Genomic DNA, 14225 nt, shown 5'->3' with positions numbered 1-14225 from the left:
GCCAGTGTCGAGGCGCAGCCGCCGCTTGCTGCGCGCGAGGCGGGTGGAGGCGCCGCATCCATCGATACGACGGTCGCGCCGCCCGCGAGGCGTTGATACCCCCATTGCCGCGCCTGACGCAGCGGCCGGGCTCGCACGCCGGACGCTTCGACGGTCGCTTCGATGCGCGTCTGGTCGAACGGCAGCCCGCCCTGCCAGCTCGCTAGCCCGCCGTCGCCATGCGTCACGCCGAGCAGCGCGGGAACTGCGCGGGCGAGCGTCTCGTCGATTGCCGGCAGCACTTGCTGGCGCCGCGAATCATAGGCGGCGCGCAGCAGGCTCAGCAGCCCGATTGCTTCCAGCAGCGCCGCAGGCGAGCGGCAGGCGATTCCTCCATCCTCGCTGAAGGTCTGGCCGAGCGTCCGGGTCAGGCCGGCTTCGGCGAATGCGCGACGCGGGTCGCCGCCCGGGATCAGCAGCCCGGCGGCAATCAGCCCCGCCCAGGCGGCGACGCGGCCGAGCCCCTCCGGCGCCTTGTCGGCGGCGCGGTCGAGGTGGCGGGCGCCGCGCGCGAGCGTGTTCAGCACGGCCGAACGATAGACGAGGTCGCGGCTCGACAGGATCAGCGGCGCGTGCGCGGTCCAGTACAGGATGCGCTTGCCCCACAGGTCCGCGCGCCAGGCGAGGCCGCCGACATGCTCGGCATGGGCGGCAAGCCAGCGGCTCATGATCGCTTCCGCGACCGGCGCGCCCTGCTGGCGGGTGCCCGCGGTCGACAGGTCGCGCAGCCAGGCGAAGCTGTGCAGATAGTCGAGCATGCCGGGCGAGGCTTGCAGCGCGGCGAAATTCAGCTCGCGCACCGCGATGCGCTCGCCGCGCCATGTGACCCAGCCCTGCAGCAGCGCCTGCCCGGCCTTCAGATCGCCGACGATCGGATCGTCAGGCGCGGCGAGCAGCTTCAACGGAAAGCGGCCGCGCAGCCGGAGCTTGTGGAGCGGCGTGCGCCAGGTGAGGCGCTGGAATCCTTCGGCGATGCGCTGCGCAAGCGACTGGCCGCGATCGGCGTCGACGCGAATGAGCCGCTTGCCCTGCTCGATGCCATCCGTGCCCGGGTCGATCGGCTCGTGCTTGGTCATGACCCTCTCAAGGCCCGGATGTTGTCGGCATAGGCGGACGGGCCGCCTTTGAAGGTCGCGGTGCCGGCGACCAGCGCGTCGGCGCCCGCCGCAATCGCGCGCGGCGCGGTCGTGCGGTCGATGCCGCCGTCGACTTCCAGGTCGATCGCTTTGCCCAATTTGTCGATCTGCTTCCGAATCGCCTCGATCTTGCGGAGCTGGCTTTCGATGAAGCTCTGCCCGCCGAAGCCGGGGTTCACGCTCATCACCAGCACGAGGTCGATCTCTTCCAGGACATAGTCGAGCATCTTCGCCGGCGTCGCCGGATTCAGCGATACGCCGGCGCGCTTGCCGAGGCTCTTGATGCGCTGGATCGTGCGGTGAAGGTGCGGGCCGGCTTCGGGATGCACAGTGATCGTGTCCGCCCCGGCCTCCGCGAACGCCTCCAGATACGCATCGACCGGCGAGATCATCAGGTGGACGTCGAACGGCTTGGCCGTGTGCGGACGGAGCGCCTTCACCACCATCGGGCCGATCGTGATGTTGGGCACGAAATGGCCGTCCATGACATCGACATGGATCCAGTCGGCGCCGGCCTCGTCAACCGCGCGGACTTCCTCGCCCAGCCGCGCGAAGTCGGCGGAGAGAATGGACGGCGCGATGCGGACCGGTTGCTGCACGGACACAAGCCCTAGTGTCTCCGCACGCCCGTTTGAAGCGGGAGCGCGCCTTTATCCACAATCCCTAGCGTCTGAACCGCGCGATGAAGAAGCCATCGAGCGCGCCGCGGTCCGCGAGCATCGTCGGCAGGGTGCGGACATGGCCGTTCGGGCGAGGCGCGACGCCTTGGGGCAGCTCGTCCGCACGGACCGGATCGAGCGTCAGCGGCGCATGCTCCAGATGCGATTCGCCCTCGTCCGGTTCCAGCGAGCAGGTCGAAAAAACGAGCTTGCCGCCCGGCTTCAGCCATCCGGCCGCGCACCCCAGCATCGCCCGCTGGAGCTCGGCCATTTCGGCGATCACCTTGGGCCGGACGCGGTAGAGAACGTCCGGGTGGCGGCGGAAAATGCCGGTCGCGCTGCATGGCGCGTCGAGCAGGATCGCGTCCACCGGGGCGGGCGGCTCCCATGCCATCACGTCCGCTTCGATCACCTCGGCGGAAAGGCGGGTGCGCTGCAGATTCTCGCGCAGCCGTTGGAGCCGCGCGGCGGAGCTGTCGACCGCGGTCACCTGCCAGCCGGCGCTGGCGAGCTGCAGCGTCTTGCCGCCCGGCGCAGCGCAGAGATCGAGCACCGTTCGCCCCTCACCGGGCCCGAACAGCCGGGCAGGAATCGAGGCGGCAAGGTCCTGGACCCACCAGTCACCCTCCGCAAAGCCGGGCAGTTCTGCGATTCGGCTCTGCGCGGGAACCCGCGCGTGGCGGTCGGCCAGAGGCTCGCCGTCAAATGCGCGGGACGCATCCGCATCCGCAAAGCTCAGGTCGAGCGGCGGCGGCGCGGCGAGGGCCGCGCGGGCGGCATCGACCATGTCGCGGCCCCACGCGCTCAGCCAGCGCTCCGCCACGCCGCGCGGCAGCGAAGGCGGGGAGGGCAGCACCACCTTGCGCCGCATCAGCGCGCCGAACACGCCGTGCAGCAGCCGGCGTGGGCCGCCATCGACCAGCGGCAGCACGGTCGAGATCGCCGCATGCGGCGGCGTGCCGAGCGCGAGCGATTGCACCAGCGCAATCCGAAGCGCGAACCGCGCCTTCGCGTCCGGCGGGAGCCGCTGCTGCGTCGCCGAATCGATCAGCGCGTCGAGGTCGGGCAGCCGCCGCAGCGTCTCCGCCGCGATCGCATGGGCAAGGCCGCGATCCTCCGGCCTGGCAAGGTCGCCCGCGGCGCCGTCCAGCGCTGCTTCGAGCGGCAGGCCGCGGCGCAGCACGGCGTCGAGCAGACGCAGCGCGGCGCGGCGGGCGTCGACGCCGGGGGGAGAGGCTTGCGGTTTCATGCTTGTCCGCGCGGCTCCCTGCGCCCATCTGCGACTCAAGACAAGGAGCCGTTCCGATGGGCCAGCGCCCCGCGCATGTGAAGCCGCCCAAATATCTGAGCCCGAACCCGCCCGTGCCCCGGCCGGAGCCGGCAAAGCGCGAGGACGATCCGCTGGGCCTCGATCCCACGCGCTACGGCGACTGGGCGCTGAAGGGCATCGCGGTCGATTTCTAGCGCAACCTGACCGACATGGACGACGTGAACGACATTGATGACGTTCACATGGATTCCTGAAAATTTCCGATTCCGGCAAAAGGCTCCCGACCGCTTTCGACAAGGTCAGGAATTCGTCCCGCTTCGGCTCCATTGCAGACAGGCTATCCAACCAGGGGCCGTGTAGGACAGCACTAATTGCCGGATTGATCCTGAGCCTAGGCCTCCGTCCGGATCGGCCGCGCCAGCAGCCCGCCGATCACTTCATCCACGGCCGCTTCGCCACCCAGCAGAGCGCAGACGGCATCCACCACCGGCATGTCGACGCCAACGTCACGCGCGGCCTGTTGCAGCACAGGTGCGGTGAAGGCGCCCTCTGCGACCGACTTGCGGTCGGCGAGCAGCTCGGCGGCAGCGCGTCCCTGGCCGATGCCGACGCCCAGCGAGAAATTGCGCGAGCTGACCGATGAGCAGGTCAGCACCAGATCGCCCAGGCCCGACAGGCCGGCCAGCGTTTCGGCCCGCGCGCCTTTTGCCAGGCCGAAGCGCGTCATCTCGGCAAAGCCGCGGCTGATCAGCGCGGCGCGCGCATTCTGGCCCAAGCCGCGCCCATCGACGATGCCGCAGGCGATCGCGAGCACGTTCTTCACGGCCCCGCCGATCTCAGCGCCGATCACGTCGGTCGAAAGGTAAGGGCGGAAGAAGGGCTGAGCGATCTGCTCGGCGAGCGCGCGGCCGATCGCCTCGTCGCAGCAGGCGAGCGTGACGGCGGCCGGCAGCCGCGCCGCTACCTCGTGCGCGAAGGTCGGCCCGGACAGCACGGCGATCGGCGCTCGCGGATGCACTTCGGCCGCCACGTCCGACATCAGCTTGCGCGTGCCGGCCTCCAGCCCCTTCGAACAGAGGATCAGCGGGCGGTCCATCTGCGGCAGTTCGCCGAGCACGGTGCGCAGATATTGGGCCGGCGGCACGACCAGCAGCATCGCACAGCCGGCCAGGTCGCTGAGCGCGGGTGTCGCGCGGATGGCCGGTGACAGTGGAACGCCCGGCAGGAAGACGATATTCTCGCGTGCGCGATTGATCCCGTCGACCACATCGGGTTCGCGCGCCCAGAGCAGCACGTCGTCGCCTTCCGCTGCCACCTGGGCCAGCGCCGTGCCCCAGGCGCCGCCGCCGATGACCCCGATCGTCATGCCTTCACTCCCGCGCCGCGCGCCGGGGCAGCGTCGGGGTCGAGCGGCCAGCGCGCCCGCGCCGGCGTGTCGAGCGGGTCGGTCAGGCCCCCCGCGAACCGTTCGGCTCCCGCCCAGGCGATCATCGCCGCATTGTCTGTGCACAGCCACAAGGGCGGCGCGACGAACGGCAGGCCGTGCTCCGCCGCGAGCGCCTGCAGCGCCGTGCGGATCGGCCCGTTCGCGGCGACGCCGCCGGCGACGACGAGTGCCGTAACCTCTCCCCGTTCGCTTCGAGCGCAGTCGAGAAGCCTGTCCCGAGCCATGTCGAAGGGCGTATCTCGACTTTGCTCGATACGAACGGATTCAATGGCTTTCCGGGTCCGGTCCACGAGGCAATCGACCACCGCCTGCTGGAAAGAGGCGGAAATATCCTCCTTCGACCAGCGGCCGGCATCGCGCGCGCGGCCGACCGCGCTTTTCAGCCCGGCGAAGGAGAAATGCGGGTCCGGCGTGCCGACCAACGGGCGGGGCAGCGGCACTGCCTTCGGGTTGCCCTCTCGCGCGGCACGCTCCACCGCGGGACCGCCCGGGAAGCCGAGGCCGAGCAGCTTCGCGGTCTTGTCGAACGCCTCGCCTGCGGCATCGTCGATCGTCGTTGCGAGCCGGCGATAGCGGCCGACGCCTTCGACCAGCAGCAGCTGGCAATGGCCGCCGGACACCAGCAGCAGCAGATAGGGGAAGTCCAGATCCGGCGAGGCGAGGCGCGGGCTCAGCGCATGGCCTTCGAGGTGATTGACGGCGACCAGCGGTTTGCCCGCGGCAAGTGCCAGGGCCTTGGCGGTGACGAGACCCACCATCACGCCGCCGATCAGCCCCGGCCCGGCGGTCGCCGCGATCGCGTCGACATCGGCGAGCGACTTGCCGGCATCGGCCAGCGCCGCCTCGACCAGCGGCGTCAAAGCCTCGACATGCGCGCGCGCCGCAATCTCGGGCACCACGCCGCCATAGGGCGTGTGCTCCGCCTCCTGCCCGGCAAGCCGGTGCGCCAGAATCTCGCGCCCGCTCGTCACCAGCGCCGCCGCGGTTTCGTCACAGCTCGATTCAAGGCCCAGGATCAACGCCATCATGGGCGCTCTAGCGTCGATTCCGCGCTAGCGGAAATTCCGCTTTAATCTCGCACAAAGAACACGAAGAGCACGAAGAGAACATCTTTGTGCGCTTCGTGCTCTTCGTGCGAGCAAATCGGGTTTCCGCTTCGCGGAGGTCTGCTGGGACGCTACGAGGCCCTCATGGAACGTACTCTCCGGCTTGGCACGCGCGGATCGCCGCTGGCGCTGACGCAGGCGCATATGGTGAAGCGCGCGCTGGAGGCGGCGCATGGCTGGCCCGAGACGCTGATCGAAGTGGTGCCGGTCAAGACCAGCGGCGACCGCATCCAGGATCGCGCGCTGGCGGAGGTCGGCGGCAAGGCGCTGTGGACGAAGGAACTGGACGTGGCGCTCCACGACGGGCGCATCGATTTCACGGTCCATTCGATGAAGGATGTCGAGACGATCCGGCCGGACGAGATCGTGATCGCTGCGATGCTGCCCCGTGCCGACGTGCGGGATCGGCTGATCGGCGCCGAGTCGGTCGAGACGATCCGGCAAAGCGGGCGCGTCGGCACCAGCTCGCCCCGACGGAGCGCGCAAATCCGGCGGCTGCGGCCGGACCTGGAGATCGTGCTGTTCCGCGGCAATGTCGACACGCGCCTGTCGCGGCTGAACCTGGGCGAGGCGGATGCCACCCTGCTCGCCGCGGCCGGGCTCGACCGGCTCGGCCGGCCGGACGTCGGCGCGCCGGTTCCGGTCGAGACGATGCTGCCGGCGCCGGCGCAGGGCGCGGTCGGGATCGAGGCGCGGCACGACGATGCCGAGGTGCGCGGCTGGCTGGCTGCAATCGACGATGCCCCGACCAGCGCCTGCGTCCGGGCCGAGCGCGCGCTGCTGGCGGCGCTCGGCGCGGATTGCCGCTCACCGGTTGCAGCATTAGCGGTACCGGCTGAGGACGGGCTGCGGCTGCGCGCGCAAATCCTGATGCCCGACGGCAGCGAGTCGGTCGAAGGCCAAGCCCTGGCCAAGGGACCGGGCGACGCCGGAGCTCTCGCGGCCGAGCTGCTGGGCCGTGCGTCGCCGGCGCTGCGCGCCCATTTCAGCGGATGACACGACCCGTTCTCGTGCTCCGTCCCCAGCCCGGTGCCGACGCAACGGCGGCACGCGCGGCGGAGCGCGGACTGCGTGCGATCATCGCGCCGCTGTTCCGGATCGCGCCGCGCGACTGGGCAATGCCGGATGCCCGGTTCGACGCGCTGCTGTTCACCAGCGCGAACGCGGTCCGCGCGCTGGACGATCGCGTCGACCGGACGGTGCCGGCTTATGCGGTCGGCATGGCGACGGCGGAAGCGGCACGCGCCGCCGGCTTCGAATCGGTGACCGTCGGGCCAGGGCGAATCGAGGAGCTGATTCCGCTGATCCTCGCCGACGGCATCGGGTCGCTGCTCCATCTCGCCGGCGAAGACCGCACCGCCTTCGATCCCGCCGGGCTGCGGATCGAAACGCGAATCGTCTACGCGGCGGAGCCGGTCGAGCCGTCGCCCGCTTTCGCAGAGGCGCTGGCCGAAGGCGCGGTGGCGCTGCTCCACTCGGCCCGGGCCGCGCAGCGGTTCCGTGCGCTTGCCGGAACCGGGGGCAGGATCGCGGCCATCAGCGAAGGGGTGCGCGCCGCCGCCGGAGAGGGCTGGGCGGCCGTCGCCGTGGCCGATGCGCCCGGCGACGACGCACTGCTGGCGGCGGCGGCGCGGCTGTGCCAATGATGCGCCCCAGATGAGCACCGACTATTCCTCGCTCGATACCCGGCCGGCGCGGAGCCGCGTGCCGATCGTGATCGGCATCGTCGCCTTCATCGCCGGCCTGCTGCTCGCCGGGTGGCTGTTGTCGCGCTGGGACACGGCGCGGAACTGGCTGCTGGGTGCGCCGACTCAGGCGACCACGGCACCGCCCGCGCAGCCGGTGCGGACGGCGCAGACCGCGCCGATGGTCGCGCCGCTGCCCGCCTCCACGCTGGACCCGAACGCGACCGCCGCGCTCGGCCAGCGGGTCGGCGAGATCGAGACGCGGATCGACCGCGTCGCCGAGCGCGCCAACGCCGCCGGCGACAATGCCGCGCGTGCCGAAGGGCTGCTGATCGCCTTCGCCGCCCGCCGCGCGCTCGAGCGCGGGCTGGGGCTCGGCTATATCGAGGCGCAGCTGCGCGAACGCTTCGGTGCCACCCAACCGCAGGCGGTCGCCACCGTGATCGCCGCATCGCGCGACCCGATCACGCTGGAGGAACTGCAGCTCGGCCTCGACGATCTGTCGCCGTCGCTGACCAGCGGCACCAGCGAAGACGGCTGGTGGGCATCGCTGAAGGGCGAGCTCGCGAACCTGGTGGTGGTGCGCAAGGTTGGCCAGCCCTCGCCGGTGCCGGCCGAACGGCTGCGCCACGCGCGGCGGCTGCTCGAAGGCGGCCAGGTCGAGCAGGCGCTGGTCGAAGTCGCGCGGCTGCCCGGCCGCGCCAAGGCGCAGAACTGGATGCGCGCCGCCCGGCTCTACATTCAGGCACGGCGCGCGCTGGACGTGATCGAGACCGCGGCGATCCTGACGCCGCGCGCTCCGGTCACGCCGCCGCCCTTGCTGCCGGAACCGGCTGCCACCCCGACGATGTGAACCCAGGCCGATGGCCTATTCAGTCAAGGAAATTTTCTACACGCTTCAGGGCGAGGGGCGGAATGCCGGGCGCGCGGCGGTGTTCTGCCGCTTCGCCGGCTGCAACCTGTGGTCGGGCCGCGAGCAGGACCGGGCGGAGGCCGTCTGCACTTTCTGCGACACGGATTTCGTCGGCACCGACGGGACGGGCGGCGGCAAGTTTCGCGATGCCGACGCGCTGGCGGCCGCCGTCGATGCCGAATGGGGTGGGGCAGGGGGCGCGAAGATGGTCGTGCTGACCGGCGGCGAACCATTGCTGCAGGCGGATGCGGCGCTGACCGACGCGCTGCATGCGCGCGGCTTCGAGGTCGCGGTGGAGACCAACGGCACGGTCGCGCCGCCGCCGGGCATCGACTGGCTCTGCGTCAGCCCCAAGGCCGAGGCGCCGCTCGTGATCAAGGGGGGCGACGAGCTGAAGCTCGTCTATCCCCAGCCCGCGGCGATGCCGGAGCGGTTCGAAGGCCTCGATTTCGCGCATTTCCTGCTGCAGCCGATGGACGGGCCGGCACTGGCCGAGAACACGGCCGCCGCGATCGCCTATTGCCTGGCGCATCCCAAGTGGCGGCTGTCGGTGCAGACGCACAAAGTGGTGGGGATACGCTAGGTCTGGTCGCGGAAGACAGGCGCCCGTTTCTCCACATTCGCGCGCACTGCCTCGATCTGGTTGGGCGTGCGGATCACGCCAGCCTGTTCGATGCTCTCGGCCATCAGCAGCGCTTCGGCGTCGTTCGAATAGCCATTGTACAGCCGCTTGGCGGCCTGCACGGCGTCCGGGTTGCGCGTGGCGATCTCCCGCGCCAGCGCCATTGCCTCAGCATGGGGATCGTCCGCCGTGCGCGTGGCAAAGCCCAGCCGCACGGCGTCTTCGCCGGTGAACTCCCGCGCCGTGTAGGTCAGCTCGCGCAGCACATCGTCGCGCACCAGCGTCCGCCACAGCGCCACGCCCGCCATATCCGGCACCAGGCCCCATTTCATTTCCATGATCGACAGCCGCGTGTCGGGCCTGACGATCCGGATGTCGGCGCCGGACATGATCTGGAAGCCGCCGCCGAACGCGATGCCATGCACCGCCGCGATCACCGGCACCTTCAGCTCGCGCCAGCCCCATGAGACGTGCTGGAACAGATTGGCCGCGCCGTGGGTGCGGTCGCGCAGGTCCTTGCCCGCGCTCGCCCCGCCCGAGGCCATGCTCGCCATATCGAGGCCGGCGCAAAAGGCGCGGCCCTCGCCGGACAGCACGACCGCGCGCAGGCCCCGCACCGCGCCCAGCTCGGCAATGGCGGCGGCAATGCCTTCGAACATCGCCGGATCGAGCGCGTTCAGCTTGTCCGCCCGGTTCAGGCGGACATCGGCGACGCCGCCCTCGACCGCGATGGTGACGCGTTGCTCGCTCATACGATCCGGCTCTCCTTGCCCCAGTACCGGTCCCGGATCAGGCGCTTGTAGAGCTTGCCGGTCGGGTGGCGCGGCAGCTCCTCGACGAAGTCGATGCGGCGCGGCGTCTTCACGCCCGACAGGCTCTGGCGGCAGAAGGCGGTGAGCTCGTCGGCCAGCACCGCACCCGGTTCGGCGCCGGCCATCGGCTGCACGACGGCAACCACCTGCTCGCCCATCTCGTCGTGCGGCGCACCGACCACCGCCACGTCCGCGACGGACGGGTGGGTGACGAGGTGATTCTCGATCTCCTGCGGATAGATGTTCACCCCGCCCGAGATGATCATGAAGCTCTTGCGGTCGGTCAGGTAAAGATACCCGTCCTCGTCGACCCAGCCGACGTCGCCGAGCGTCGACCAGCCGTGGCGGTTGCGGCTCTCCGCCGTCTTCGCCGCGTCGTTGTGATATTCGAACTGCCGCTCGGCCTCGAAGAAGACCAGACCTTCCTGGCGCGGCGGCAATGCATTGCCGTCCTCGTCGCAGATATGGAGCTTCGCCTCGCCGATCGCGCGGCCGACGGAACCCGGCCGGGCCAGCCAGTCCGCCGCCTTGATCGCGGTGAAGCCGTTGGCCTCCGTGCCGGCATAATATTCGTCGATCACCGGACCCCACCAGTCGATCATCGCGCGCTTGACCGGCACCGGGCAGGGCGCGGCGGCGTGGATCGCGCACTTCATCGACGATACGTCGTGCCGCGTGCGCGCCTCCTCCGGCAGCTTCAGCATGCGGACGAAATGGGTGGGGACGAACTGGCCGGCATTGCAGCGATGCCGCTCGATCGCGGCCAGCGCCGCTTCGGGCTCGAAATGGTGCATCAGCACGACCGTGCCGCCCAGCATCTGCACCGTCATCGTCCAGGCGAGCGGCGCCGCGTGATAGAGCGGGGCAGTCGAAAGATAGACGGTCTGCGGCCCCAGGCCGAAGAACAGATTGGCGATCATGGTCAGCGGGGTCGGCGCGTCGATGGCCGGATCGAGCGGCGGCGGCCGGCGGATGCCTTTCGGCCGCCCGGTCGTGCCGCTGGAATAGAGCATTGCCGTGCCGGCGCTCTCGTCCGGCAGGGGCGTCGCCGGCTGGCGGTCGAGCGCATCTTCGACCGGCAGGAACCCCGCGATCGGCCCGCCATGACTGTAGCGTTTCACCTGCGCCGTCAGCGCCTCGGCAACCGGGCCCAGCGTCGCGCTCGCGACAACCAGCTGCGCGCCGCTGTCGGCGAGAATATAGTCGACTTCCGGCGCGGTCAGCTTGGACGAGATCGCGACGAACAGCAGCCCGCTGCGCTGCGCGCCCCACACGAGCGCGAAATAATCGGGCGCGTTCTCCATGAAGAAGGCGACGCGGTCACCCGCCCGCAGCCCTTCCGCGCGGAACCATTGCGCCGCCTGGTTGGAGCGTGCGTTGAGCTCAGCATAGCTCACCGCCGCGCCGGTTTCGGCGACGATGATCGCCGGCTTGTCGGGCGTGGCTTCCGCGTGGCGCGCTGGGTGCATCCGGAACCTCTCTCGTCATGCCGGACTTGATCCGGCATCCACCTTCTTTTGGCGCAGGAGAGAAGAAGGTGGACCCCGGGTCAAGCCCGGGGTGACGGATTGCTCTAAGCCGCAGGGCCAATTATCCCCGCCCAATGCCACTCGACAGTGCCTTCGATCCCGAACGTTTCGTTTCGACGCTCGCATCGCGCGCGCATGGCGGGCTGCTGGGGCTGCGCTACATCGCGCACGGGTCCGACTGGTCGGAGCTGGCGATCGACTATTCGGAGCGGCTGGTCGGCGACGAGACCTCGGGCGTGCTCGCGTCCGGCCCGATCCTCGCGCTGATGGACATGGCGACCAGCATGGCGATCTGGATCCGCCAGCAGCGCTTCCGCGCCCAGGCGACATTGGACCTCCGCGTCGATTACCTGCGGCCCGCGACGCCGGGCAAGGCCGTGATCGGCCGCGGCGAATGTTATCGGCTCACCCGCAGCGTCGCCTTCGTGCGTGGGCAGGCGCATGACGGCGATCCGGCCGACCCGGTCGCGCATGTCGCCGGCACCTATATGTTCACCAGCCCATGAAGCTGCCGCCTTACGCCGATCTGCTGGGGCTGAGCGTCGCCGGCGAGGAAGCCGGCGCGCCGTTGCTGCTGATGCCGTTCAGCGTCGGCGTGATGGGGCGCCCGGGCTTCCTCCACGGCGGCGCCATCGGCGGGCTGCTGGAAATGGCAGCGTTCACTGCGCTCTACGCGCGTTTTCCGGACGAGGAGCGGCCGCGGATCAAGCCGATCACCGTCACCGTGGATTACATGCGCGGCGGCCGCGAGGCGGAGACGTTCGCGGTCGGCATTATCGCCCGGCTAGGCCAGCGCGTCGCGAACCTGGAGGCGGTTGCGTGGCAGGACGAGCGCGCCAAGCCGATCGCGGTCGCGCGGATGAATGTGTTGCTGGGCCGTTAGCCCCTCTTCCTTGACGGGAGAGGGCGACTCAGCGCGTAGCGCTGAGCAGGGTGAGGGTGGAGTGGCCACGCTCGCTGCGCGTCGCTCTGCACCCCTCACCCTCCCAAGCCTGCGGCTTGGGCCCCTCCCTCTCCCGCAAGGGGAGAGGGGCTGCTACGCATCGATGCTCGCGCCGACTTTCGCGCTGACCAGCCCGCCGTCCACGGTCAGCGTCTCGCCGACGACATAGTCGCCGGAACGCGCGGCGAGATACAAGGCGGCGGCGGCCATGTCCTCGGGGATGCCGATCCGCTTCGACGGGATCGCCTTCGCCACCTCGTCGCCGTGGTCGCGGGCGGCGCGGTTCATCTGGCTGGGGAAGGCGCCCGGCGCCAGCGAGGTGACAACGATATTGTCTTCGATCAGCCGCGCCGCCATCCGCTTGGTGAGGTAGATCAGCCCCGCCTTGGACGCGTGATAGCTGTAGGTTTCCCACGGATTCAGCCGCTGGCCGTCGATCGAGGTGATGTTGATGACCTTGGCCGGGCTGCCGCTCGCTGCGCCCGCCTTCAGCAGCTCATGCAGCGCCTGGGTCAGGAAGAAGGGCGATTTCAGGTTCAGGTCCATGACCTTGTCCCAGCCCTTTTCCGGAAACTGCTCGAACGGTTCGCCCCAGGCCGTTCCGGCATTGTTGACCAGGATGTCGAGCCGTTGCTCATGCTCGGCCAATTGCGCGGCCAGCGCGCGGCAGCCGGCGACGGTCGACACGTCCTGCGGCAAGGCGACGCAGTTGGGCCCCAGTTCAGCGGCAGTCGCGAAGCATTCCTCGGCCTTGCGCGCCGAGATATAGACCTTCGCCCCCTGCGCGATGAAGCCTTCGGCGATCCAGCGGCCGATGTTGCGCGATCCGCCGGTGACGAGCGCGATCCGGCCGTCCAGCCGAAAGAACGACGCGATATCCATAGAGACTTCTCCTTTGCCGATTTGGCCGCAGATGTCCGCCGTTCCGGGCGTGTCCGCAAGCCTCGCCGGGCCGACCGGCCCTGCCGTAGCGTCGTTGACGGCCCTGACCGCCCGCCTATGCTCCCGCCAAAGACAAGGAGAGGCGGATGCGATTCAGCGGCAAAGTCGCGGTCGTGACGGGGGCGGCATCGGGCATCGGCCGGGCGACAGCGCTGCGCCTTGCCGAGGAAGGCGCGACGGTCGTGGCCGGCGATATCGACGAGGCGGGCGGGCAGGACCTCGCCGATACGTCGAACGGCCGCATCCGATTCCGCCGCACCGACGTGACCTGCGAGGGCGATATCGTCGCGCTGCTGGCGCTCGCGGAGGAACTGGGCGGACCCGACATATTGTTCAACAATGCCGGCGCGGGCGGGCTGCGCGCGAAGATCGACGAGATCGACGCGGCGGGCTGGGACCGGACGATGGACCTGTTGCTGCGCTCGGTCGCGCTAGGCATCCGTCACGCGGCCCCGCTGATGGCGAAGAAAGGCGGCGGCGCGATCGTCAACACAGCGTCCGTGGCAGCGCTCGCGTCCGGCGCGGCGCCCACCGCCTATTCGGTCGCCAAGGCGGGCGTCCTGCACTTGACGCGGCTCGCCGCCGCCGATCTCGCCAAGGATCGCATCCGCGTGAACGCGGTGCTGCCCGGCTTCATCGCGACCAACATCTTTTCGGCCTCGTTGGGGCTCGAAGGCCAGGCGCGGGATCAGGCGAACGCGCTGATCCAGGGCGTCGGCCAGCAGGCGCAGCCGGTGCCGCGCGCCGGGCGGGCGGAAGACATCGCCGCCGCCGTCTGCTTCCTCGCCAGCGACGATGCGAGCTTCGTCAACGGCACGCACCTGCTCGTCGATGGCGGCCTGTCGGTCGGGCCGCGCCACAGCTGGGACCCGAACACGCCCGGCCTGTTCGAAGCGCTCGCGGCGCTGGCGCCGACGGGAGCGGCGGAATGACCGCGCAACTCGCTCGGGCCGAGCGAGGAGGTGCGGCCGTGAACTCGGTTCGCGTGCCGCTGTCGACCAAACTGTCCTACGGCCTGGGCGCGGTCGCATACGGCATCAAGGACAACGGCTTCTCGGTTTTCCTGCTGCTGTTCTACAATCAGGTCGTCGGACTGCCAGCGGAGCAGGTCGGCTTCGCGAT

At 70.1% G+C, this 14225-nt stretch carries 16 protein-coding genes; 8 read left to right on the top strand and 8 right to left on the bottom strand.

The genetic code is table 11. From position 1 onward, the window contains the following. The 3 genes from VFT73_RS13110 to VFT73_RS13100 form a co-directional block, all read right to left on the bottom strand. Nucleotides 1-1115: heparinase II/III domain-containing protein (locus tag VFT73_RS13110; RefSeq protein ID WP_326411847.1), on the bottom strand; the 1115-nt coding region annotated here is incomplete at its 3' end. Continuing rightward, nucleotides 1112-1774 carry a ribulose-phosphate 3-epimerase gene (rpe, locus tag VFT73_RS13105; protein WP_326411845.1) on the bottom strand — a complete coding sequence of 221 codons (663 nt, stop codon included), beginning with the start codon at nt 1772-1774 and terminating at the stop codon, nt 1112-1114. The genes VFT73_RS13110 and rpe, both read right to left, overlap by 4 nt. 64 nt (nt 1775-1838) lie before the next feature. Beyond that, nucleotides 1839-3083 carry an RsmB/NOP family class I SAM-dependent RNA methyltransferase gene (locus tag VFT73_RS13100; RefSeq protein ID WP_326411843.1) on the bottom strand — a complete coding sequence of 415 codons (1245 nt, stop codon included), beginning with the start codon at nt 3081-3083 and terminating at the stop codon, nt 1839-1841. Nucleotides 3084-3139: 56 nt separating this feature from the next. On the opposite strand from VFT73_RS13100, the gene VFT73_RS13095 reads away from it, so the two are divergent. After that, the gene (locus tag VFT73_RS13095; RefSeq protein WP_326411840.1) at nt 3140-3298 is read left to right on the top strand and encodes a DUF1674 domain-containing protein; all 159 of its coding nucleotides are present in this window, start codon (nt 3140-3142) and stop codon (nt 3296-3298) included. A gap of 197 nt (nt 3299-3495) precedes the next feature. On the opposite strand, the gene VFT73_RS13090 is transcribed toward VFT73_RS13095, so the two are convergent. Together VFT73_RS13090 and tsaD are read right to left on the bottom strand one after the other, a co-directional pair. After that, nucleotides 3496-4470 carry an NAD(P)H-dependent glycerol-3-phosphate dehydrogenase gene (locus VFT73_RS13090; protein WP_326411838.1) on the bottom strand — a complete coding sequence of 325 codons (975 nt, stop codon included), beginning with the start codon at nt 4468-4470 and terminating at the stop codon, nt 3496-3498. Further along, complete coding sequence (tsaD, locus tag VFT73_RS13085; protein ID WP_326411850.1) at nt 4467-5576, bottom strand: tRNA (adenosine(37)-N6)-threonylcarbamoyltransferase complex transferase subunit TsaD; 1110 nt, start codon at nt 5574-5576, stop codon at nt 4467-4469. The genes VFT73_RS13090 and tsaD overlap by 4 nt, the downstream gene beginning before the upstream one ends. 165 nt (nt 5577-5741) lie before the next feature. Here tsaD and hemC point away from each other — a divergent pair, with 165 nt between their 5' ends. Genes hemC through queE form a run of 4 tightly spaced genes read left to right on the top strand, consistent with a single transcriptional unit; the run spans nt 5742 to nt 8838 of the window. After that, nucleotides 5742-6653, top strand: coding sequence for a hydroxymethylbilane synthase (gene hemC / locus VFT73_RS13080; RefSeq protein ID WP_326411836.1), 912 nt, complete (start codon nt 5742-5744; stop codon nt 6651-6653). A gap of 14 nt (nt 6654-6667) precedes the next feature. Next, nucleotides 6668-7303, top strand: a complete 636-nt coding sequence (locus tag VFT73_RS13075; protein WP_326411834.1) for a uroporphyrinogen-III synthase — start codon at nt 6668-6670, stop codon at nt 7301-7303. A gap of 10 nt (nt 7304-7313) precedes the next feature. Beyond that, nucleotides 7314-8195 (top strand): hypothetical protein, encoded by an 882-nt coding sequence (locus VFT73_RS13070; protein ID WP_326411832.1) that lies wholly within the window; start codon nt 7314-7316, stop codon nt 8193-8195. Nucleotides 8196-8205: 10 nt separating this feature from the next. Continuing rightward, nucleotides 8206-8838 (top strand): 7-carboxy-7-deazaguanine synthase, encoded by a 633-nt coding sequence (gene queE / locus VFT73_RS13065; protein WP_326411830.1) that lies wholly within the window; start codon nt 8206-8208, stop codon nt 8836-8838. Here the strand turns inward: queE and VFT73_RS13060 are convergent. Next, entirely contained in the window at nt 8835-9629 is a 795-nt protein-coding gene (locus tag VFT73_RS13060; RefSeq protein WP_326411828.1) for a crotonase/enoyl-CoA hydratase family protein, read from the bottom strand. The two genes, queE and VFT73_RS13060, sit on opposite strands and share 4 nt — an antisense overlap. Continuing rightward, nucleotides 9626-11158: an acyl-CoA synthetase gene (locus tag VFT73_RS13055; protein ID WP_326411825.1), complete on the bottom strand. Its 1533-nt coding sequence runs from the start codon at nt 11156-11158 to the stop codon at nt 9626-9628. Before VFT73_RS13055 ends, VFT73_RS13060 begins: the two co-directional genes overlap by 4 nt. A 134-nt stretch (nt 11159-11292) precedes the next feature. On the opposite strand from VFT73_RS13055, the gene VFT73_RS13050 reads away from it, so the two are divergent. Further along, the gene (locus VFT73_RS13050) at nt 11293-11724 is read left to right on the top strand and encodes a PaaI family thioesterase (protein WP_326411823.1); all 432 of its coding nucleotides are present in this window, start codon (nt 11293-11295) and stop codon (nt 11722-11724) included. Then, nucleotides 11721-12101, top strand: coding sequence for a PaaI family thioesterase (locus VFT73_RS13045; protein WP_326411821.1), 381 nt, complete (start codon nt 11721-11723; stop codon nt 12099-12101). Before VFT73_RS13050 ends, VFT73_RS13045 begins: the two co-directional genes overlap by 4 nt. Before the next feature lie 153 nt (nt 12102-12254). Here the strand turns inward: VFT73_RS13045 and VFT73_RS13040 are convergent, their stop codons facing one another. Then, a complete protein-coding gene (locus VFT73_RS13040) occupies nt 12255-13043 on the bottom strand; it encodes an SDR family oxidoreductase (protein ID WP_326411819.1) in 789 nt (262 codons plus the stop codon). A 146-nt stretch (nt 13044-13189) separates the two neighbouring features. Between VFT73_RS13040 and VFT73_RS13035 the strand changes: the two genes are divergently transcribed. Beyond that, nucleotides 13190-14035, top strand: coding sequence for an SDR family NAD(P)-dependent oxidoreductase (locus tag VFT73_RS13035; RefSeq protein WP_326411817.1), 846 nt, complete (start codon nt 13190-13192; stop codon nt 14033-14035). Nucleotides 14036-14225 lie beyond the last annotated feature (190 nt).

This window comes from Sphingomonas sp., assembly GCF_035758555.1.
Lineage (GTDB): Bacteria > Pseudomonadota > Alphaproteobacteria > Sphingomonadales > Sphingomonadaceae > Sphingomonas_B.
The sequence above is the reverse complement of the archived record's forward strand: the minus strand, read 5'-3'. Positions and strand labels throughout refer to the sequence as shown.

Excerpts from the sequence above, each read along its gene's own strand:
- VFT73_RS13100 (WP_326411843.1), bottom strand. The coding sequence starts at position 3,083 with ATGAAACCGCAAGCCTCTCCCCCCGGCGTCGACGCCCGCCGCGCCGCG.
- VFT73_RS13095 (WP_326411840.1), top strand. The coding sequence starts at position 3,140 with ATGGGCCAGCGCCCCGCGCATGTGAAGCCGCCCAAATATCTGAGCCCG.
- VFT73_RS13090 (WP_326411838.1), bottom strand. The coding sequence starts at position 4,470 with ATGACGATCGGGGTCATCGGCGGCGGCGCCTGGGGCACGGCGCTGGCC.
- tsaD (WP_326411850.1), bottom strand. The coding sequence starts at position 5,576 with ATGGCGTTGATCCTGGGCCTTGAATCGAGCTGTGACGAAACCGCGGCG.
- hemC (WP_326411836.1), top strand. The coding sequence starts at position 5,742 with ATGGAACGTACTCTCCGGCTTGGCACGCGCGGATCGCCGCTGGCGCTG.
- VFT73_RS13070 (WP_326411832.1), top strand. The coding sequence starts at position 7,314 with ATGAGCACCGACTATTCCTCGCTCGATACCCGGCCGGCGCGGAGCCGC.
- queE (WP_326411830.1), top strand. The coding sequence starts at position 8,206 with ATGGCCTATTCAGTCAAGGAAATTTTCTACACGCTTCAGGGCGAGGGG.
- VFT73_RS13060 (WP_326411828.1), bottom strand. The coding sequence starts at position 9,629 with ATGAGCGAGCAACGCGTCACCATCGCGGTCGAGGGCGGCGTCGCCGAT.
- VFT73_RS13055 (WP_326411825.1), bottom strand. The coding sequence starts at position 11,158 with ATGCACCCAGCGCGCCACGCGGAAGCCACGCCCGACAAGCCGGCGATC.
- VFT73_RS13050 (WP_326411823.1), top strand. The coding sequence starts at position 11,293 with ATGCCACTCGACAGTGCCTTCGATCCCGAACGTTTCGTTTCGACGCTC.
- VFT73_RS13045 (WP_326411821.1), top strand. The coding sequence starts at position 11,721 with ATGAAGCTGCCGCCTTACGCCGATCTGCTGGGGCTGAGCGTCGCCGGC.
- VFT73_RS13040 (WP_326411819.1), bottom strand. The coding sequence starts at position 13,043 with ATGGATATCGCGTCGTTCTTTCGGCTGGACGGCCGGATCGCGCTCGTC.
- VFT73_RS13035 (WP_326411817.1), top strand. The coding sequence starts at position 13,190 with ATGCGATTCAGCGGCAAAGTCGCGGTCGTGACGGGGGCGGCATCGGGC.